Source organism: Neisseria sp. P0001.S005 (genome assembly GCF_051963715.1).
This window is the reverse complement of sequence record NZ_JBQCTZ010000050.1, coordinates 1-20,909: the sequence shown is the minus strand read 5'-3', so window position 1 is coordinate 20,909 and position 20,909 is coordinate 1. Positions and strand designations below refer to the sequence as shown.

The following is a 20,909-nucleotide window of genomic DNA, read 5'->3' as shown; positions in this document are numbered from 1 at the left end:
TCAGGTAAAATCCCTTCATCTTCAATATTCATCGATTTTCAGACGGCCTCTCTATCATCAGGCCGTCTGAAAACTCTGTTTCGATTGCTCATGAATCCGACCGCACAACGTATCAAATACCTGACCGACCTCCTTAACCGCTACGCCTACGAATACTACACCCTAGACGCGCCCAGCGTACCCGATGCCGAATACGACAAATTGTTCCGCGAGCTTGAAGCATTGGAGCGAAACTACCCCGAGTTCAAACTGCCCGACAGCCCGACCCAACGTGTCGGTGGCGAGCCTTTAGCAGGCTTTGCCGAAGTGCGCCACGAAGTGCCTATGCTGTCACTGACCAACGCTTTTTCGCCACAAGACGAAAACGGTGTGTTCGACCATGCCGAAATGTATGCTTTCGATGAGCGCGTTCGTGGCGGATTAAATGGAGAAAAACCAGAATACGTTATCGAACCTAAATTTGACGGTCTGGCCATCAGCCTGCTGTACCGCGACGGCGTATTAACTCAAGCGGCAACCCGTGGTGATGGTACAACAGGTGAAGACGTTACCCAAAACGTCAAAACCGTATCCAACATTCCCCTGCGCCTGCATGGAGAAAATATCCCCGAGCTTATCGAAATACGCGGCGAAGTACTGATGCTTAAAGCCGATTTTGCCGCCTTAAACGAACGACAGGCTGAAAACGGACAAAAACCTTTCGCCAATCCGCGCAATGCCGCCGCCGGCAGTCTGCGCCAACTCGATTCGCGCATTACGGCACAGCGCAAACTGCATTTCTTTCCCTATTCCATTGCCCGACAACAAGGCGGTTTTATCGCAGAAGAACACCTGCAAGAGCTGAACTACTGTAAAGAGCTTGGCTTCAGCCTGCCCGATGGTAATTTCGGCTGTTTCCCAAATATCGACGAAGTATTAGCATTTTACGAGAAAATGCAGCAAAAACGTCCTACTCTGCCCTACGAAATCGACGGTATGGTGGTCAAAGTCAACAGCTTGGCGCAACAAGAAAAACTGGGTTTCATCTCACGCGCGCCGCGCTGGGCCATTGCCCACAAATTCCCTGCCGAAGAAGCATTGACCATTGTCGAAGCCATTGATGTACAAATCGGGCGCACCGGCGCAGTAACCCCCGTCGCCCGCCTACAACCTGTATTCGTCGGCGGCGTTACCGTTACCAACGCCACCCTGCACAATCAGGACGAAGTATCTCGAAAAGACGTACGCGTTGGCGATACAGTTGTCGTGCGCCGCGCCGGAGACGTGATTCCCGAGGTAGTGCGCGTGATTTTTGAACGCCGCCCAATGCAGGAGACCAACATTGCTGTTTCAGACGGCCTACAAGACGATTTGTTTGCCGAAACACCTTCTGAAACCCGCTCCGAACCGCTTCACAAACCTTACCGCCTGCCCACCCATTGCCCTATCTGTCACAGCGAAATCGAACGCGAAGAAGGCGAAGCGGTTGCCCGATGCAGCGGCGGTATGCTTTGCCAAGCACAACGCGCGCAAGGTTTAATCCACTTTGCCTCACGCAAAGCCATGGACATCGACGGACTTGGACAAAAACAAATCGAGCAACTGGTAGCACAAGATTTGGTTCGTCATTTCGCCGACCTCTACCGCCTCGATATCCCAACCCTGCAAAAAATGAAGGAAACGGCGGATAAAGCGTCAGCTAATGAGGAAGAACCATCAAACAGTGATATTGAAGACTTTGAAAGCGGGACCGGCAATGCCCTACTTAGTAAAACCGGTAAAAAACAGCCAACCAAATGGGCGGAAAACATCCTTGCAGGCATAGAAGCCAGCAAAACGCCCGAACTTGCCCGCTTCCTTTTTGCCCTCGGCATCCGTCACGTCGGCGAACGCACCGCCAAAACGTTGGCACAGGCATTCGGCACGCTGGAACACGTCCGCCATGCACCCGAACCCATCCTTGCCTGCCTGCCCGATATCGGCACGGTGGTTGCCCGCTCCATCGCCCACTTTTTTGCCCAAGAAGCGCAACAGGCGATGATAGACGAGCTGCTGGCTGTAGGTGTTGCACCGCAAAGCCAGGCTGTCACTATTCCGCCGTTGCGCCATGCCGAGCCGCAACGCTGGATTGCCCGCCTGCCCGATTTTAAAATCAGCGAAACCAAAGCACTGGCCTTGTGGGAGCTTGCCGGACAAAACATAGAAGGTTTGCAAACCGACAAAGCGTTGCCTTCCGATTGGCAAACATGGCGCAGTAAACCGCAAAACGCAGCCCTGCTTGAAAATATGAAAACTTTCTTTGCTCAAACACTGTCTAAGCTTCAAGATGAAACTATTTCAGACGGCATTAATGAGGCCATAGCAGGTAAAACCTTTGTATTAACAGGGACTTTACCTACACTCAAGCGCGACCAAGCCCAAGCCATGATTGAGGCTGCAGGCGGTAAAGTTTCCGGCAGCGTATCCAAAAAAACCGACTACGTTGTCGCCGGAGAAGCCGCAGGCAGTAAATTGGAAAAAGCTCAAACGTTAGGTGTGTCCGTATTGAGTGAAGAAGAATTGCTGTCGTTGCTGGGATAAGACAGTATCTACAAGCAATCCGCCTTTTCAAGCCAACTGCTCCCTTATCATGTGGTATCATCGCTACATGCGACTACATCTTTACACTTTTTGGGTATAAACCCATAGTTAAAATAGGATAATAATATGAAACCCATTAAAAAATGCGTCTTTCCCGTTGCCGGTATGGGCACTCGTTTCTTGCCTGCGACCAAAGCCAGCCCTAAAGAAATGCTGCCTATCGTGGACAAACCTCTGATTCAATATGCAGTTGAAGAAGCGGTTGAAGCCGGCTGTACTGAAATGGTGTTCATCACCGGCCGTAACAAACGCAGCATCGAAGACCACTTCGACAAAGCATACGAGTTGGAAACCGAATTGGAATTGCGTCAAAAAGACAAACTGTTGGCGCACGTTCGCGATATCCTGCCTTCCAACATTACCTGCATGTACATCCGTCAAACTGAAGCATTGGGTTTGGGTCATGCCGTATTGTGCGCGCAGGCTGCCGTTGGTAATGAACCTTTTGCCGTTATTTTGGCAGACGATTTGATTGATGCGCCTAAAGGTGCATTGAAACAGATGGTTGATGTGTACAACCAAAGCGGTAACAGCGTTTTGGGCGTTGAAACCGTTGATCCTTCCCAAACAGGCTCTTACGGTATCGTTGAAGTTGAAAAACTGAAAAGCTATCAACGTGTAGTCAATATTGTTGAAAAACCAAAACCAGAAGAAGCACCTTCCAACCTCGCTGTTGTCGGCCGCTACATCCTGACTCCGCGTATTTTTGACTTATTGACCAACCTGCCTCGCGGCGCCGGCAACGAAATCCAACTGACAGACGGTATTGCCCGCCTGCTCGACCATGAGTTTGTGTTGGCTCATGCATTTGATGGCAAACGCTACGACTGCGGCAGCAAATTGGGTTACCTTGAAGCAACCGTGGCTTATGGTTTGAAACACCCTGAAACTGGCGAACAATTCAAAGAATTGCTCAAACAATACGCTTAAATTCAGCTATTTATAAAAAGGCCGTCTGAAATTTCAGACGGCTTTTTTCTACACTTATTTCTTCCAATATGCCGGAGTAAACAAAATTAAAACGGTAAAAATCTCCAAACGTCCCAACAACATCACAGCCGTACACAGCCACTTCTGTACATCGCTCAGCGCGGCGTAATTATGCGACGGACCAACTGCACCCAAACCCGGCCCTGCATTGGTAATACAGGCAATGACTGCCGTAAAGGCGGATAAAAAGTCCAAGCCTGCCGCCATCAGTAAAAAGCTGAATACGATGACCGTCATAAAGTAAATAAAGATGAACGACATGACGGTCAGCGCCATACGATCCGGAATGGAGCGATTGTTGACCTTTACCGTACGAACCGCACGCGGGTGCAGCAAAATCAACATCTCGCGCAAGCTGAATTTGAACAACACCAATGCACGCACATTTTTAATACCGCCGCCCATAGAGCCTGAGCTTGCCAAGACGTTCGACAGGAAAAACATCCACAACGACACAATCAGCGGCCATTGTGCAAAGTCGGTATTGGAGAAACCGCTGGCCAATCCTATAGACACAAAGTTGAAGCTGACAAAACGCAAAGCTTCGCCAAGGCTTTGGTACACGTCCTGCTGCCACAGATACAATGCCGAAATCAAAATACTACCCGACAAAACCAGCAGCATGGTGCGGCATTCTTCATCCTTCCAATACACCCGCCAAGAGCGGTTGCCCAGCGCAGTAAAATGGCTGGCAAAATTGATACCGCCCCAGACAGTAAAAAACATCAACGTCCATTCGACTGCTACAGAATCAAAATAGGCAACGCTGTCATCATGTGTCGAAAAACCGCCCAAGGCCACAGCCGACATCGCATGGCACAAGGCATCAAACCAACCCATACCGGCAATATGTAAGGATACAAAGGCGGCAGCAGTTGTCAGCGCATAAGCAAACCACAGCCGTTTGGCCACTTGCGAAATACGGGGAGCCATCTTGCTTTCCTTATCCATACCCGGAATTTCCGCTTTGAAAAGCTGCGTTCCCCCCACGCCCAACATCGGCAAAATCGCCACAGCCAGCACGATAATACCCATACCGCCAAGCCAGTTGAGCATGTGCCGCCAAAAATTTACCGACGGCGCCAGCGTATCCAAGCCGGAAATCACTGTCGCACCTGTCGTCGTCAGCCCCGACATCGCTTCAAAAAATGCATCGGTAAAACTCATGGACGGCATATAGAAATAAATCGGCATCGCCGCCACGACGGCAAAGGCCAGCCATAACATCAATACCAGGGTAAATCCGTCACGCGGCCGCAATTCACGGTTGAAACGCAGCGTCAGCACCCAAGTTACACACGATACCAGCAATACGGTCAAAGCCGTATAGGCAAACACGAAAAACGCGCTGTCGTGATAAAAATACGACATCAGTGTCGGCACGGCCAACAGCAGTGAAAACAACAGCCCCAGCTTGGACAATACATGGACAATCGGCATCACCTTGCTTACCGCACCGCCCAATCTGAAACCCTTATGCAGATACATCATATTCCTATCATCAGAAAACAAAATATTCAGAGGGCCTCATGAAAAAAGGCCGTCTGAAACCGCATATTTTATCAAAATGCCGCAATCCCGTGATAAAGAAAAACAAAAAAACACTTGCCTGCTCTTTTTCTAGGAGTATAATGTTATACCATAACATTTACTGGAGAAAGAAATGAAACCTGATATTCACCCAGACAACTATCGTACCGTCCTGTTTTACGACAGCGGCGCAGACCAAGGATGGCTCATCCGTTCATGCGCCAATACCCACGGAAAAACCATGGTTTGGAAGGACGGAGTAGAGTATCCCCTCTTTTCGCTTGATACTTCTTCCGCGTCCCACCCGGTGTACACAGGAAAACAACGCAATGTCAATATCGAAGGCCGCGCCAGCAAGTTCAACCAACGTTACCAATCCATGATGTCTTCCTTCAGAAAGGATAAATGATGCAAGTCCTCTCATCCCTAAAAACTGCAAAAAAACGACACCGCGACTGCCAAATTGTCCGTCGAAAAGGCAAAGTGTACGTTATTTGCAAGAGCAACCCCCGCTTTAAAGCACGCCAGCGTTAAGCGGCCCAACCCATATTTCAATGTAACTCTCTGAATTTTCCGCACTTTCGTTTACCTCTAGCGCAAGTGCGGCTTTTTTTCAAACGGCATTAATCATTCATATCAAAACTACAAAAAATCCTGCCATACTCCCAAAAACAGGAAGAAAAAGTAAATAATGGTTATCCCTATTGTGAAGCCATAAAGATATTTATAACATGCCGCTACATTCTTCCTTCAACACTGACCATAGGAGTCAAAAATGAAAGTAAAAGCCCTGCTTGCAATTGCCGCTGCCATGAGCCTCGCTGCCTGTGCCGCACCTGAAGCCCATCGCCATGACCATGGTCAACGTCATGAACACAATCATGCACACGAACATGGCCACCAACATCATGACATGCACAGCCATGGCCGTGTTCAATCATTCAGCTGCGAAAACGGCCTGTCTGTTCAAGTCCGCAACCTGAGCACCAACCAAGTCGAACTGCGTCTGGACGACAAAGTTGCCACCCTGTCTTCTGCCGTTGCAGGTTCAGGCGAACGCTATGTTGCCAATCAAGGCCTGTTCGGCAAAGGCGCTGAATGGCATCAAAAAGGCAGCGAAGCATTCTTCGGCTTCACTGACCCATACGGCAACAAAGTAGAAACTTCTTGCTCTGCCCGCTAATTTTTACTTAGCAATAGAATAGCTGAAGGCCGTCTGAAAACCTATTACCAAAGTTTTCAGACGGCCTTTATCTTAGACCAAACAATTAAGCGTAATGTCTGTCTTCGCCTTTACCGTCAACGTTGTCGGCACAACGTTTACAGATGGTTTCATGGCCTGCAACTGCACCTACATCGTGGGTGTAGTGCCAGCAGCGTTCGCATTTTTCACCATCGCTGGCTTTAGCGGTTACAGCAAGTTCATTACCTACTTTCACTTCAGCTTTAGACACCAGCAAAGCAAAACGCAATTCTTCGCCCAAAGTGTTCAGATAGTCGGCAATTTCTTCCGGAGCCGTAATTTCGGTTTCGGCTTGCAATGAAGAACCGACGGTTTTATCCGTACGTAAAGGCTCGATGGCAGCAGTTACCGCTTCGCGTGCTTCGCGGATTGCCGTCCATTTTTTCACCAATTCAGCTTCGGCTTTTTCATTGATAGATGGGAATTCATGCCATGTGTGGAAGAGGACGCTGTCTTCTTCTCCACCACCGATGATGTCCCATGCTTCCTCTCCGGTAAAGCACAAAATCGGCGCAATCAGCAGGACCAAACTGCGTGTGATGTGATACAGGGCAGTTTGCGCACTGCGGCGTGCATGGCTGTCGGCTTTGGTGGTATAGAGGCGGTCTTTCAGGATGTCGAGATAGAACGCGCCCAAATCTTCCGAGCAGAAAGAAACAATGTCTTTTACAGCAAAGTGGAAGGCATAGCGAGGATAGAAGTCGCCAGCCAGACGCTCTTGCAGCTGACGTGCCAATACTAAAGCATAGCGGTCGATTTCCACCATGTCTGCCTGTTGCACGGCATCTTCAATAGGATTGAAGTCGCTGAGGTTGGCAAACAGGAAGCTCAAAGTATTGCGGATACGGCGGTAGCTTTCGGTAACGCGTTTGAGGATTTCTTTGGAAATCGCCAATTCGCCGCTGTAATCGGTAGATGCCGCCCACAGGCGCAGGATATCTGCGCCGAATTCGTTGTAAACTTCTTGCGGTGCAACAACGTTGCCGATGGATTTCGACATTTTGCGGCCGTTTTGGTCAACCACAAAACCGTGGGTCAACAGCTGTTTGTATGGTGCACGACCCATTGATGAGGCGCAACCGGTCAACATGGAGGATTGGAACCAGCCGCGGTGTTGGTCGCTGCCTTCGAGGTACAAGTCAGCCGGCCATTCCAATTCTTCGCGTTGTTTCAAGACGGAATAATGGGTCGAGCCTGAGTCGAACCACACGTCCATCGTGTCGGAAAGTTTGTCGTAATTTTCGCAATCTTCCGCGCTCAAGAGTTCGCTCTTATCAAGAGAGAACCACGCTTCGATGCCTTTTTCTTCGATTTTTTGGGCAACTTTTTCCAACAACTCGGCAGAGTTCGGATGCAATTCACCGGTCTCTTTGTGAACAAAGAAAGTCATCGGCGTGCCCCAATAGCGTTGGCGTGAAACCACCCAGTCAGGACGGCCTTCAATCATGGCTTCTAAACGCGCACGACCCCATGATGGGAAGAATTCGGTGTCATCAACGGCTTTGATGGCTTTGTCGCGCAGGGTTTTACCATCTGCACCTGCTTTGTCCATACCGACAAACCATTGACCTGTCGCGCGGTAAATCAACGGCGTTTTGTGACGCCAGCAGTGTGCGTAGCTGTGTTCGATTTTGCTGCTTGCCAAAAGGTTGCCGGTTTCTTCCAACCATTGCAGGATGACGGGATTGGCTTCCCAAACGCTCATGCCGGCAACACGCGGGGTTTCACTGATGTATTTGCCTTCGGCGTTGACAGGGTTGTAAAGCTCGATGCCGTATTTGTTGCAGACAGCGTAGTCTTCCAAACCATGAGCAGGTGCAGTATGCACCAAGCCGGTACCGGCATCGGTGGTCACATGGTCGCCGTTGAGCATGGGAATATCGCGCTCGAGGAACGGATGATTCATGTGCAGGTTTTCCAGCTTGTCGCCTGTGGTTTCTGCCAATACTTTCAGGTCGTCTGAAGCGAAGCCGTAGCGTTTGAGCGCGTCTTCTGCCAAATCTTTGGCCAATACCAATTTGCCTTTAGGCGTATCAATCAATTGATACACCACGTCTGCGCCAGCTGAAACAGCTTGGCTCGCAGGCAAAGTCCAAGGCGTGGTTGTCCAGATGACGGCAAACGCTTTGCCTTCGATACCGGACAAACCGAATGCGGCGGCAAGCGCGGCGGTGTCTTTAAACGGATAGGCAACGTCAATCGCAGGCGATACTTTGTCTTTATATTCCACTTCGGCTTCGGCCAATGAAGAGCCGCAGTCCAAGCAGAATTGAACAGGTTTCGCGCCACGGTAGAGATAGCCGGATTTGTAGATTTCGCCGAGCATACGAACGGTATCGGCTTCGGTTTTGAAATCCATGGTCAGGTAAGGATTGTCCCAGTCGCCCAGCACGCCCAAGCGGATAAAATCTTTTTTCTGACGTGCAATCTGTTCGGCAGCGTATTCGCGGCACAATTCGCGGAAACGGGCTTTAGGCATGTCTTTGCCGTGCAGTTTTTCCACCATCACTTCGATAGGCAAACCGTGGCAGTCCCAACCCGGTACATAAGGCGCGTCAAAACCGGCTTGGGTTTTGCTGCGGATAATGATGTCTTTGAGAATTTTATTGACGGCATGACCGATGTGGATGTCGCCGTTGGCATACGGAGGGCCGTCGTGCAGAATAAATTTCGGACGGCCTTTGGCGATTTCGCGCAGTTTTTGGTAGCGTTTTTGCTCGTACCAGCTTTTCAGCCATGCAGGCTCGCGCTTGGCGAGATTGCCGCGCATTGGAAATGGGCTCTCGAGCAGGTTTACGGTTTTACTGTAATCGGTCATTTTTTGATCTCTATTGTTGCGGTATTTCGGTTTCAGACGGCCTGATTGCTCATTTTGAAAAGAACAGGCCGTCTGAAAAAATTCAAAGGACTTATTGTAGCCCAATTGTCTTGATTTTATAAGCTTCTAGAAGCGTTTCTATGCTTCCCAAACCCTCGCATCTTCCATATCTTGCAAAATTTGGGTTTTCAATGCCTCGATACTCTCAAATTTTTTCTCATCACGCAGTTTGTGCAGGAAGCGGACGAAGATGCGTTGTCCGTACAAATCGCCGTTGAAATCGAACAGGTGGACTTCCAACTTTTGCGAACGATTGTTGCTGACAGTGGGGTTAAAACCAAAGCTGGCCACGCCTCGGCGCGTACCGAATGTGCCGTCTGCTTCAACGACAAATACGCCGCTTAGCGCATAATGATACGGGGGAAGCTGGACATTGGCGGTAGGCGCGTTGATGGTGCGGCCGAGTTTTTGTCCATGTTTGACCTTTCCGCTTAAAACGTAATCATGGCCCAACAGTCTTTTGGCGTATTCCAACTTGCCGTCTGAAAGGGCTTGGCGGACGGCGGTACTGCTGGTGCGGATGTCTTCAACGATAACAGACGGCGTGCGCTCGGTTTGCATATCGGGCTGTTGAGCCAAGAGTTCAAAACAGCCTTCACGGCCGGCACCGAAACGGAAATCGTCGCCAATCAACAAATAACGCGTGTTGAGCGTTTGGCGCAAAAGCTGGTCGATAAACGCTTGTGCGCTCATATCGGAGAAAGCTTGGTTGAAACGCAAGACCCAAACGGCATCCACACAGCCGGTTTCACGCAAAAGGCGCAATTTGGTACGCAGCGGGCTGATGCGGTAAGGCAGCTTTTTCCCGGCTTTGCGCGCAAAAAATTCTTTGGGCTGAGGCTCAAAAACAACAACGACAACAGGCAGACCGCGCTGGTCTGCCTCTCGTTTGAGTTTTTGTAGAATGTGTTTGTGCCCGAGGTGTACGCCATCGAAGTTGCCGATGGTTACGGCGGCTCCTTGCGGAAATTTGGGCGCGTGTCGCTGTCCAAGCCAGATGTTCATGGGTGGTGGGTATTGTGTTTGAATAGGCGGCTATTGTAAACGTTATTGCCGTTTCAATAAACCTTAGGCCGTCTGAAACCAATAAATATATGCTTTCAGACGGCCCTAAAATTTGTTAATACCTTACCACCACCAAGGATAACGGCCAAACGGATAGCCCCAATCATCGTAATAGCGATAGTAGCGGGCTTCGCGCAGCTGTTCTTGGGAAATATAGTTTTGCCATGCCATTTTGTAGCAAGCTTGGAACATCGGATCGGAAACTTTGTCGATATATTTGAGGCGGAAGGCTTTTTGTTCCGCAATGGCGGCACCGGGTTTGCCTTCTTCGTCAAATTTGCGGCGGATCAGCGCGGCAGTTTCCTGATCGCATTGGGCGGCAAGATGTACTTGAAGATCCTGCTCATAGCGTTTCTGCGCTTGGGCGCGTGCGGCTTTTTGCTCGGGCGTGGTGGCGCAGGCGGCCAGCAATGCAACGGCGCCAAACAATAAGGTCAGACGGATAGGATTCATTGGATGTTTCCTTATGTTTATATCTTTCTATTAATGTACGCCCTCATTGTGTAATGGGCAAGTGTGGCAACTTGGGAACACTTTAGATTATTTGTTCTTATCGGCAGACAGTTGCATATAAAATACACCCTATATGAATGTTTAACTCCAAACCCACTCAATGAACGCTGACAAACCTCCCCACTCCTACCGATTGCGCCACCACAGGCAACACACGCCGCCGTTTTGGCAGGCGGATCGCCCGTATCTGCACGAACACAATATTTCCGATGCCCGTTTCAGACGGCTGGGCTACATCATGGCCTTTCTTGCCGGAGCGATTAATGCCGGAGGTTACTTCGCATTCTCACGTTATACCTCCCACGTTACCGGCTCAATGTCGCTGTTGGCAGATGTTTTGTATCTTCAAGAGTGGAGTGTGGCCATTATTGCCACAATCAGCGTGTTATGTTTTGTTGCTGGAGCCGCGCATTCGGGCTGGGTGATTTTGTGGACTCAGCAAATGCGTTTCCGTGGCAGCTTTGGGTTTTCCATGTGGCTGGAAGCAGTTTATCTGTTGATATTCGGTTGGTTCGGTATTGCCGCGATGGAATGGGATTTTGGCGGCTCTGATTTTATTATGCCGTCTTTGGCATTGTTTTTATTGTGTTTTATTATGGGCATGCACAATACGGTTATTACACTTCTTTCCGGCGGCGCCATCCGCTCCACCCACATGACCGGCACAGCGACCGACTTGGGCATTGAAATTTCACGCGCGCTTTATTACTCCAAACAGCATCATCCGCGCCTGCCGCACGTCCGCGTCAACAAACCGAAAATGTGGCTTTTAAGCGGCTTGATGCTGTCGTTTTTGCTGGGCGGCGTGGTTGGCGTATGGGGTTATCATTTGGTCGGCCATCATTTCGCCCTGCCCGTTTCCGCCGTTTTGTTCATATTGGGTGCAGGCTCGGTGGGATACGATGTCAAAGTCAGATTGAAATGGGCATTTGTCAGCTGGTATCGCCGCAAGCAGAAAAAACGGAAGAAACTGTAAAAAACTTTGCTTGTTATTTCGCGGCAAAATGACCAAACTGTCGGAGAAATGCAGAAATGCTTCAGAATTATGTTAACTGGCAAATATTTTCGTAATATCGGGTTAAACCCATTCTTTTGCGTTTCGGATATTGGGTATCATAAATCCGTAATGACCTACGCGGTTTTTATTCATTTTTTCAGACGGCCCGGGCCGTCATCTAAAAAGAGGATACGACATGAAATTCTTGAAACCCCTGACCGTTATTGCCACTGCAATTCCTTTGGCGCTCACCGGCTGTGTAACTGATCCTGTTACCGGCCAACAATCCGCCAGCAAAACCGCCATGTACGGTTTGGGCGGTGCGGCTGTTTGCGGCATCGTTGGTGCACTGACCCACGGCGGTAAAGGCGCGCGTAACTCCGCATTGGCTTGTGGTGCAGTAGGTGCCGGTATCGGCGGTTACATGGACTACCAAGAGAAAAAACTGCGTCAAAGCCTGGCCAACACCAACATCGAAGTTGAACGTCAAGGCAACCAAATCAAACTGGTTATGCCTGAAAACGTAACCTTCGCTACCGGCAGCGCTGCCTTGAGCGGCCAAGCCCAAAGTGCCTTGTCTGCCGCTGCGCAAACTTTGGTTCAATATCCTGATACCACTTTGACCATCAACGGCCACACCGACAACACCGGTAACGACGCCATCAACGAGCCATTGTCTCGCAACCGCGCCGAATCTGTTGCCACCTTCCTGCAATCCCGTGGCGTAAGCAGCACCCGTTTGAGCACTTTCGGTTACGGCTCCCGTCAACCAATCGCCTCCAACGCTACTGTTGAAGGCCGCGCACAAAACCGCCGCGTTGAAATCTTGATCAACCCTGACCAACGCGCCATTGACGCCGCTAAAAAACAAATGTAATCCGACATCTGTCTGATTCCCATACTTAAGGCCGTCTGAAATTTCAGACGGCCTTTTTCTTTATAGATTTTGTTTGCAATTTCTCCTCCTCAATCCAATCCATCATAAAATTTATTCCTTTATTAACAAGACTTTTCAATTTTTTCTTTAAAAAAACTGTATTAATACTCTAATTTTTACACTAACTTAGAGTATAATTCCTAAAATTTTAAAAACACGCCTCATGCCGTCTGAAAAACGGCGGCGAAAACACACTTATTGATATACACATCAGCCCGTTATCCAATCCATTTCATAGGATTTCAGACGGCACCATCCAGAATCTATGAAGGAGCATCCATGCAAAACAACTTTGACCCATTGATTATCCGTGGCAAATCACTGATTCCCGTCGTACAAGGCGGTATGGGTGTAGGCGTTTCCGCATCAAAACTCTCCAGCGCAGTTGCGCGCGAAAACGGCGTAGGTACCATCGCCAGCGTCGATTTGCGCCACTTGCACGAAGATTTGCTGGCCGAATCAAAAATTGATTCCAGCGAAGAAAAATACACCCGCCTCAACTGCATCGCGCTTGACCGTGAAATCAAAAAAGCCAAAGCCGATTCAGAAGGCAAAGGCATGATTGCCGTCAACGTCATGAAAGCCGTCAAAGACCATGCCGCCTACGTCCGTCAGGCCTGCGAATCCGGTGCAGACGCGATTGTGATGGGCGCAGGTTTGCCTTTGGATCTGCCGGAAATGGCCGAGGGCTATCACAAAGATGTCGCCCTTTTCCCTATCTTGTCCGAATCACGCGGTATCAACATCGTTTTGAAACGTTGGATGAAAAAAGGCATCTTGCCCGATGCCATCGTTATCGAACACCCAGCCCACGCAGCCGGCCACTTGGGCGCTGCAACCGTTGACGGCGTGAACGATGCCAAATTCGAGTTCAAACGCGTTATTGAAGAAACGTTTGAAGTATTCAAAAACTTGGGCTTGGAAAGCGAAAAAATCCCGTTGGTACTCGCCGGTGGCATGGCAAACTTTGAAAAAGTCAAAACAGCCTTGAAAAACTGGGGCGCGTCCGCCGTTCAAATCGGTACCGCGTTTGCCGTGACCGAAGAAGGCGATGCCCACATCAACTTCAAGAAAACGCTGGCCGGTGCGGAAACCGAAAAAGTGGTTGAATTCATGTCTGTTGCCGGTTTGCCTGCACGCGGCGTGCGCACCAAATTCCTCGACAACTACATCAAACGCGAGGCCAAATTGCAAGCCAATGCCAAAAACGATCCGCGCCGTTGCACACAAGGACTGAACTGCCTGACCAGCTGCGGTTTGCGCGACGGTTTGGCCAAAGCAGGTCAATTCTGTATCGACATCCAACTTTCCGCAGCATTCCGCGGCGAAGTCGATAAAGGCCTGTTTTTCCGCGGTAAAGACCCGTTGCCGTTTGGCAATGCCATCCGTACGGTTCAAGAAACCATTCATTATCTCTTGAACGGTTCCCTGCCCGCCGTCCCTGCCAAATAAACGCATCAATATTCAAAAGGCCGTCTGAAAACATTTAAACCCTGTTTTCAGACGGCCTTTTTGTCCCAATCCATCTAAAAAATGCTAAGATTATTGCCTGAATTTATCGACAGAAACATCATGAACCCATTATTAAACCATCTCAAACCCTATCCTTTCGCCCGCCTGCGTGAAGCCATGCAAGGCATTGACGCACCCGCAGGCGTAACGCCCATTCACCTGCAAATCGGCGAGCCGAAACACCCGACGCCCAAAGTCATCACCGACGCGCTGACCGCCTCCCTGCACGAACTGGAAAAATATCCGCTGACCGCAGGCCTGCCCGAACTGCGCCAAGCCTGTGCCGAATGGGTGGCCCGCCGTTATGATGGTTTAAGCCTCAATCCCGACAATGAAATCCTGCCGGTATTGGGCAGCCGGGAAGCTTTGTTCTCTTTTATCCAAACCGTTTTAAATCCGGCTTCAGACGGCCCCAAACCGGTCGTTATCAGCCCTAATCCTTTCTATCAAATTTACGAAGGCGCGACTATTTTGGGCGGCGGCGAAATCCATTTTGCCAACTGTCCGGCGCCCAGCTTCAACCCTGATTGGAGCAGCCTGTCCGAAGACGTATGGCAGCGCACCAAAGTCCTGATTGTCTGCTCACCAAACAACCCGAGCGGTAGCGTCCTACAATTAGAAGATTGGAAAGAAATTTTTGATTTGCAAGACAAATACGGCTTCGTTATTGCCTCTGACGAATGCTATTCCGAAATCTATTTTGACGACAACAAACCAATCGGCGGCCTGCAGGCTGCGGCGCAATTAGGACGCGGCACGCGCAACATTATTATGTTCACTAGCCTGTCCAAACGCTCCAACGTCCCCGGTTTGCGTTCCGGCTTTGTCGCAGGCAATGCCGAGTTGCTCAAAAACTTCCTGCTCTACCGCACCTACCACGGCAGCGCGATGAGCATTCCCGTCCAACGCGCCAGCATTGCCGCTTGGAACGACGAAGAACACGTCATTGACAACCGCCGCCTCTACCAAGATAAATTCGACCGCGTCATCCCTATTTTGCAACAGGCATTCGATGTCAAACTGCCTGACGCGTCGTTCTACATTTGGCTGAAAGTTCCCGACGGCGACGACTTGGCATTTACGCGCAACCTGTGGCAGAAAGCCGCTATCCAAGTGTTGCCCGGCCGCTTCCTCGCCCGCGATACCGAACAAGGCAATCCGGGCGAAGGCTACGTCCGCATCGCTTTGGTTGCCGATGTGGAAAGCTGCGTCAAAGCGGCTGAAACTATGGTTGCTTTATACCGCCGATAAAACAAAGGCCGTCTGAAATTTCAGACGGCCTTTTTAAATCAACCAAGTTATATCACGAAATCTAACAGATAAAAATCTTCTTTGCCTACGCCGCACTCAGGGCATTTCCAGTCGTCGGGAATATCTTCAAACTTGGTTCCGGCAGGCAGGCCGTGCTCGGGATCGCCGAGGTCTTCGTCGTAAATCCAGCCGCAAGGGCCGCACATATATTGAGCCATTTGGTGTTCCTTCCATTTTGAAAGGCCGTCTGAAACCGTATTTTCAGACGGCCTTTCGTGTGTCTTATTGTTGATATTTTGAATTTATTGCGCTGCTTCCAAAGCGGCTATTTCTTTACGCAGGTGTTTGATGGCCGGTGTTACGATGGCGACGAACATGGCCTCGCGGACGCGGCGTTGCGCCGGACTGCGCATCAGATAGCCTTTCGCGCCTGCATGCAATGCGGCAGATTGAGTGGCGTTCAGTGCCAACACAGCAGCCGCTTCACGCAGTTTCAAGGTTGCCAGAGTGTCAGGTTTGTTGTTCCACGCATCATCGGCAAGGCGTTCGGTTTCCGCCCATGCGCCATCCAATGCGGCTTTCAAATCATCGTAGCTGTGGTCGAGGTAAGCGTTCACTTCCGCGTTCACTACATTGGCCATGCGGATAATACCGAGCGCACCGTCAATCACACCGGCGCCGATACCCATTTGCAGCAAGATGAAACCGGCTTTAATAGTCGGAATATAAGACTGGAACTGCTCAGGCGTAGCAATCACATCTTCATCCGGAATAAACACGTCTTTAAAATTCAGGCTGTAAGTGCGCGTGCCTTCCAAACCGCAGAATTCAGGGCAATCTTGCAGGGTAACGCCTTCCCATTGGCCGCCGGTAATAAACATCACATAGCTGTCGCCGATTTGGGCGGTATTTGCCCAAATGTGGTCTTCGCCGATATTGGATACCCAAGGCAAAGCACCGTTGATTTTGTAGCCGCCTTCGACGCGTTCGGCTTGCAGATTGTGTTTTTCGATACCGGCAAGGTGTTTGACGGTATTGGACATGCCCGTACCGGCCAAAACTTTGCCCTGCAGAATATCGGCCAAATATTTGTCTTTAACCGCTTGGTTGGGGGATTGGTGCAGATACCACGCGCAAGCCGCCTGACACCATGCGCTGAACGAAGTCGCGCCACATTCTTTACCGATTTCACGCAATACGGCGATTTGCGTTGCCAAACCCAAACCGTTGCCGCCTTCTTCAACCGTACCGGTCGCGGCAAAACCGCCGATTTTGCCCAATTCCAGCATAAATTCTTTCGGATACAGGCCTTTGCGGTCGATGTCGTCCACCAATGGTTTCAGCTTGCTTTTAACGAGTGCGACAACATTGTTCAGTAAAGCTTCGCGTGTCATGATTTTTTCCTCTGAATAAGGTTTGAAGCGTAGATGGTTCTACTCATGAATTATTCTTGGCAACAAGGATATCCCTTGCTTTTTGCTAAAAGGCCGTCTGAATTTTCAGACGGCCTTTGATGAGATTAGGCAAATGCCTGCAATTCAGGGTTGATTTCAGTTTTGGCAAGGTTGTTGACGTAGTTACACAAGGTTGCCAAAGCAACACCCATGACGACTTCGACGGCTTGCTGTTGATTGTAGCCTGCATCGAAGAAAGCTTTCAGCTCGTCGTCAGATACCGCGCCTTTTTTCGCCATAACGGCTTGGGTGAATGTTGCCAAAGCACCCAGTTTGGCATCGTCAAACTCGCCTGCAGCCAACGCGCGTGCGGCTTTGATGGATTGTTCGGACAACAGTTTTTTCAGGGTAGCCAGTTTGGTGTGGCCGGCAACGCAGAAACCGCATTCGTTGGTACGGGCTGCAATGATTTGGACAACTTCAACTTCGCCGTCAGTCAGGCTGTTGGCCGCATTCAGCTTGCCAACTTCTTGATAAAACGCCAAAGCTTCAGGCGCATTGGCCAAAACGCCGATCAGGTTAGGAATAAAGCCGTTGTTTTTCAATACGGCTTCAATGCGTGGTTTGGCGGCTTCAGGAGCGGTTTCGACTGTGTGTATGGTCAAGCGGGACATGTGTATAACCTTCTTATCTGGTGAAATGAAGTGCACATCATAAGCCATCCGTCTCCATCAGAAAAAGACTTATTGGTTATTTACCGCGAACCAAAAGTTATAAGGCCGTCTGAACGGATTCAGACGGCCTTATCAAATGATTCAACTCATTATTTCATAAAGTTTTTCAGCAGCATAGAAGCGATGTCGTCCAAGCCGAAGCCATCCGCATCTTGAGCCGTGCCGTTAGGTGTGGCTTTATCTACCAAGTCAGGCAATACTTTGGCCAACAAATCGCCTGCTTGACCGGCATCCACGCCGAATTTTTGCGCGATTTGGTTTACCGTATCGCTGCCCAAAGCATTTTGCAGGTCGCTGCCGGACACTGGCAGGTTGCTGGATTGGTTGGAAACCCAGCTGCTCAGGGCATCGCCCAAACCGCCTTGTTGCAGTTGGTTGATCAGGTTGCCCACGCCGCCTTGCTGTTTCACCAAATCCATCGCCATATCGGTCAGAGAACCTTGTGCGCCGTTTTCGCTGTTGCCACCCAACATTTGAGTAGCCGCATTCAAAAGATTATCCATGAGTGCCATGACTTTTTCCTTGTATTTGTGTCTAAAAAAAGAAAACGGAGTGTAGCAAAATTTGCACTGAAAAAAATCAGGCTTAACCAAACTAAACTTCTTTTATCCCAAAGCCGTAACAAAACAAAGGCCGTCTGAAACCCAGTTTCAGACGGCCTAATAATCAATAACGCTATTCTTCGCGGCCATTGAAATACTCGGCCGCGCCACCTTCAAAAAAACCTTGCAAAATCGCCTGTGCGGCTACTTGGTCAAGCACGGATTTTTGTTTTCGACCAAAAACTTGGGCTTCAGCAAGCAGGCTTTCCGCGTATAGGGAAGACATCCTTTCGTCCACCCAATAAACCGGCAAATTAAAACGTCCGTGCAAACGGCGGCCAAACTTGCGGCTCAAACGGGTCAGCTCATGCTCCGTGCCGTCGGTATGCGTCGGCAGGCCGACCACAAAATACTTGGGTTGCCATTCTTTGACCAGCTTGGCAATGGCCTCGAATTTTTCATCATTGCTGTTGCCGGTTACCGTTGCCAGCGGATGGGTCATGCCCAACTCGGCATCGCCCTGCGCCACGCCGATACGCGCCTCGCCGAAGTCAAAGGCCAAAACCGTACCTTTTGGTGCATCAGGCATGGCCGACTCCTGAAACCAAGGCGTTCGGATTAACGCCCAATTTTTCAAAAGCGGCGGCATAACGAAGTTCATAAGGCACATCAAAAAGAATATGCTCGTCCGCAGGGACGGTCAACCAAACATTTTCTGCCAGCTCGCGCTCCAACTGCCCTTTGCCCCATTTTGAATAACCAATACTGATCAAAGCCTTGTCCACCGCACCTCCTTTAGACAAGTTTTCAATTACATCGCGCGAAGAAGTCAGCGCCACATTATCAGTTACCACCATGCTGTTTTGCCAGCGACCGATCGGCGTATGCACGACATAGCCACGCTCAATCTGAACCGGCCCGCCCATCATCACGTTTTCATGTTGCAGACGCAACGGGATATTGCGGTCGGCGGCGGCGAAAATCATGTCCATGGTAATCGGCGAAGGCTTGTTGATGATGATGCCCAGCGCACCTTCTTCATCGTGTTCGCACACATAAATGACCGTATCCGTAAAAAACGGATCGTCCATATGAGGCATGGCAATCAGGAAATGGTTGGCTAAATTCATATTCTTTTAATCTATAAGCTGATTTTATTATTTTTGTCCGTCGGCAACCTGCGCGTCCACCACGCACGCACCGTAAACCGCGCCGCCTGCCGGTACCGGCGTATCGGTTTTCGCATGGGCAAAACACGATACCGCGCTCAAAGAGTTTTTCGGAGAGCCTTGAACGATTTTATCGCTGTACACCAAATAAACGAAAGACTTACGTTTCGGATCGTAGTAGCGGATAATCTGTTGGCTCTTAAATGCTATGCTGGCACTGCGTTTGAACACTTGTCGCGGTTTCAAAACCGCAGCCTCGTTATAACGGATGACTTCCGCACTTTGCACGCAGGAAACCGATGCGTCGCTGGCATCTTCTTCCAGATTGACCGTTTCTTTCAAACCGCCTTTTTTCGCATACGAAATATAACAGGCAACCCCCTGCACATCAGGATCGTCAAAACCTTCCACTTCAATACGGTCGTTTTTACCCAGCATATGAAACACCGTACTGGCGCGTCCGATTTTATCGGTATTGTCACCGCAAGCCGCCAAAACCATGGCACCCAACACTACTAATAAATATTTTTTCATAATATCCCGTCGATGCAGACTGTCAGTTTCCAGGCAGACTAAACCCCGTCCGCCTCCTCTATCGTTACTATATAAGACCGTTCGTCCATATTGCAACCCGATATTATTTTCAGACGGCCTGACAGACAGTATAATCCGTCCTATTGTTCCTACTTTGATAGCAAGATCGAACCATGCGTTACAAACCCCTCATTCTCGCCCTGTTGCTCAGTTTCTCCCTGCCAACCTATGCTGCCAAAGACGCGCCGAAAGAAAAAGCGGCCGCCGTCAAAAAGGCTGCGCCCGTGAAAAAAGAGAAAGAAGCCGCCAAGGCAGATGTCAAAAAAGAAACCCCAAAAAAACAAGCCGTAAAAGAAAAAGAGGAAGGCAAAAAAGCGGTTAAAGCCAAAGTATCCAAAGAGAAGGACACCGCCGACAAAAACGAACGCGCTTCAGCCAAAAACAAACCGGCTAAAGCCACCGAGGCCGCAGCTGACAATAAAAAGGCCAACCGCAAAGCAGAAGAGCCTAAAGAAACAGCCAAAGACAAAAAAGCCGCAGCCGCAAAACCCGGCAAAGCCAAAGAACAAGACAAAAAACCTGTTGAAGATAAAAAAGACAGCAAAGCCAAAGAACCAGTAAAAAAAGCAGAACCTAAAGAAACCAAAACCAAAGAGCCTGCTAAAAAAGCGGCTGAAGATAAAAAAGACAGCAAAAAAACAAAAGAACCCGTAAAAAAAGCAGTTGAAGACAAAAAGGCCGAAGCCAAAGAGCCTGCAAAAAAAGCTGTTGAAGATAAAAAAGACGCTAAAACAGACACCAAAGCCAAAGAGCAAAACAAAAAAGACGACACTAAAGCTGAGCCTAAAGCCGTCTCTTCAGCCAACAACGATTTCAAAGCAGCCGTAACTGCCGCAGCCAATGACATGGAAACCAAGAAATCCTTTGCCAAACGCAACGAGGGTTTCATTATCCATGTCAATGCCACGCTCAAACAGCTGCAACAAACACGCAACAACCTC

General features: G+C 49.6%; 20 protein-coding genes and 1 pseudogene. 10 read left to right on the top strand and 11 right to left on the bottom strand.

The window, feature by feature from the left end:
- Positions 1-90: 90 nt before the first annotated feature.
- Together ligA and galU are read left to right on the top strand one after the other, a co-directional pair.
- Positions 91-2,559 carry an NAD-dependent DNA ligase LigA gene (gene ligA, locus ACTHSP_RS08580; protein WP_314511807.1) on the top strand — a complete coding sequence of 823 codons (2,469 nt, stop codon included), beginning with the start codon at positions 91-93 and terminating at the stop codon, positions 2,557-2,559.
- Between the two features lie 126 nt (positions 2,560-2,685).
- Positions 2,686-3,549 carry a UTP--glucose-1-phosphate uridylyltransferase GalU gene (gene galU / locus ACTHSP_RS08575; protein ID WP_314511809.1) on the top strand — a complete coding sequence of 288 codons (864 nt, stop codon included), beginning with the start codon at positions 2,686-2,688 and terminating at the stop codon, positions 3,547-3,549.
- 54 nt (positions 3,550-3,603) lie between these two features.
- Here the strand turns inward: galU and ACTHSP_RS08570 are convergent, their stop codons facing one another.
- On the bottom strand, positions 3,604-5,100 hold the full coding sequence (locus ACTHSP_RS08570) for a TrkH family potassium uptake protein (protein WP_314511811.1): 1,497 nt from the start codon (positions 5,098-5,100) through the stop codon (positions 3,604-3,606).
- A 172-nt stretch (positions 5,101-5,272) separates the two neighbouring features.
- Between ACTHSP_RS08570 and ACTHSP_RS08565 the strand changes: the two genes are divergently transcribed.
- From ACTHSP_RS08565 to ACTHSP_RS08555, 3 genes are all read left to right on the top strand, one after another.
- Positions 5,273-5,548, top strand: a complete 276-nt coding sequence (locus ACTHSP_RS08565; protein WP_049328620.1) for a type B 50S ribosomal protein L31 — start codon at positions 5,273-5,275, stop codon at positions 5,546-5,548.
- Positions 5,548-5,673 (top strand): type B 50S ribosomal protein L36, encoded by a 126-nt coding sequence (gene ykgO / locus ACTHSP_RS08560; protein ID WP_003685279.1) that lies wholly within the window; start codon positions 5,548-5,550, stop codon positions 5,671-5,673. The genes ACTHSP_RS08565 and ykgO overlap by 1 nt, the downstream gene beginning before the upstream one ends.
- A 241-nt stretch (positions 5,674-5,914) precedes the next feature.
- Positions 5,915-6,322 carry an MliC family protein gene (locus ACTHSP_RS08555; protein WP_063075394.1) on the top strand — a complete coding sequence of 136 codons (408 nt, stop codon included), beginning with the start codon at positions 5,915-5,917 and terminating at the stop codon, positions 6,320-6,322.
- Positions 6,323-6,407: 85 nt separating this feature from the next.
- Here ACTHSP_RS08555 and ileS read toward each other — a convergent pair whose 3' ends face one another.
- The 3 genes from ileS to ACTHSP_RS08540 all read right to left on the bottom strand — a co-directional run bounded on the left by ileS (position 6,408) and on the right by ACTHSP_RS08540 (position 10,778).
- Positions 6,408-9,200, bottom strand: coding sequence for an isoleucine--tRNA ligase (ileS, locus tag ACTHSP_RS08550; protein WP_314511815.1), 2,793 nt, complete (start codon positions 9,198-9,200; stop codon positions 6,408-6,410).
- 138 nt (positions 9,201-9,338) lie between these two features.
- Positions 9,339-10,265 carry a bifunctional riboflavin kinase/FAD synthetase gene (gene ribF / locus ACTHSP_RS08545; protein ID WP_070461603.1) on the bottom strand — a complete coding sequence of 309 codons (927 nt, stop codon included), beginning with the start codon at positions 10,263-10,265 and terminating at the stop codon, positions 9,339-9,341.
- 123 nt (positions 10,266-10,388) lie between these two features.
- Positions 10,389-10,778: a hypothetical protein gene (locus tag ACTHSP_RS08540; RefSeq protein WP_314511818.1), complete on the bottom strand. Its 390-nt coding sequence runs from the start codon at positions 10,776-10,778 to the stop codon at positions 10,389-10,391.
- 160 nt (positions 10,779-10,938) lie between these two features.
- Between ACTHSP_RS08540 and ACTHSP_RS08535 the strand changes: the two genes are divergently transcribed.
- The 4 genes from ACTHSP_RS08535 to dapC all read left to right on the top strand — a co-directional run bounded on the left by ACTHSP_RS08535 (position 10,939) and on the right by dapC (position 15,535).
- Entirely contained in the window at positions 10,939-11,814 is an 876-nt protein-coding gene (locus ACTHSP_RS08535; RefSeq protein WP_314511820.1) for a YoaK family protein, read from the top strand.
- 217 nt (positions 11,815-12,031) lie between these two features.
- Entirely contained in the window at positions 12,032-12,712 is a 681-nt protein-coding gene (locus ACTHSP_RS08530; protein WP_003747310.1) for an OmpA family protein, read from the top strand.
- Between the two features lie 339 nt (positions 12,713-13,051).
- Positions 13,052-14,224, top strand: coding sequence for an NAD(P)H-dependent flavin oxidoreductase (locus ACTHSP_RS08525; protein ID WP_070590780.1), 1,173 nt, complete (start codon positions 13,052-13,054; stop codon positions 14,222-14,224).
- Positions 14,225-14,344: 120 nt separating this feature from the next.
- Positions 14,345-15,535, top strand: coding sequence for a succinyldiaminopimelate transaminase (dapC, locus tag ACTHSP_RS08520; RefSeq protein WP_314511824.1), 1,191 nt, complete (start codon positions 14,345-14,347; stop codon positions 15,533-15,535).
- A 47-nt stretch (positions 15,536-15,582) separates the two neighbouring features.
- Here the strand turns inward: dapC and ACTHSP_RS08515 are convergent, their stop codons facing one another.
- The 7 genes from ACTHSP_RS08515 to ACTHSP_RS08485 form a co-directional block, all read right to left on the bottom strand.
- Positions 15,583-15,753: a rubredoxin gene (locus ACTHSP_RS08515; RefSeq protein WP_003680460.1), complete on the bottom strand. Its 171-nt coding sequence runs from the start codon at positions 15,751-15,753 to the stop codon at positions 15,583-15,585.
- 84 nt (positions 15,754-15,837) lie between these two features.
- Entirely contained in the window at positions 15,838-16,929 is a 1,092-nt protein-coding gene (locus ACTHSP_RS08510) for an acyl-CoA dehydrogenase family protein (RefSeq protein WP_314511826.1), read from the bottom strand.
- A 125-nt stretch (positions 16,930-17,054) separates the two neighbouring features.
- Complete coding sequence (locus ACTHSP_RS08505) at positions 17,055-17,603, bottom strand: carboxymuconolactone decarboxylase family protein (RefSeq protein WP_003685141.1); 549 nt, start codon at positions 17,601-17,603, stop codon at positions 17,055-17,057.
- A gap of 149 nt (positions 17,604-17,752) precedes the next feature.
- Positions 17,753-18,175, bottom strand: coding sequence for a YidB family protein (locus ACTHSP_RS08500; protein WP_003684921.1), 423 nt, complete (start codon positions 18,173-18,175; stop codon positions 17,753-17,755).
- A gap of 163 nt (positions 18,176-18,338) precedes the next feature.
- A complete protein-coding gene (gene ruvX, locus ACTHSP_RS08495) occupies positions 18,339-18,794 on the bottom strand; it encodes a Holliday junction resolvase RuvX (protein ID WP_003680463.1) in 456 nt (151 codons plus the stop codon).
- Positions 18,787-19,335, bottom strand: a complete 549-nt coding sequence (locus ACTHSP_RS08490) for a YqgE/AlgH family protein (RefSeq protein ID WP_314511830.1) — start codon at positions 19,333-19,335, stop codon at positions 18,787-18,789. The genes ruvX and ACTHSP_RS08490 overlap by 8 nt, the downstream gene beginning before the upstream one ends.
- Positions 19,336-19,362: 27 nt before the next feature.
- Positions 19,363-19,908, bottom strand: coding sequence for a CreA family protein (locus tag ACTHSP_RS08485; protein WP_314511831.1), 546 nt, complete (start codon positions 19,906-19,908; stop codon positions 19,363-19,365).
- Positions 19,909-20,081: 173 nt separating this feature from the next.
- On the opposite strand from ACTHSP_RS08485, the pseudogene ACTHSP_RS08480 reads away from it, so the two are divergent.
- Positions 20,082-20,909 (top strand): annotated as a pseudogene (locus ACTHSP_RS08480) (hypothetical protein); the annotation flags it as partial.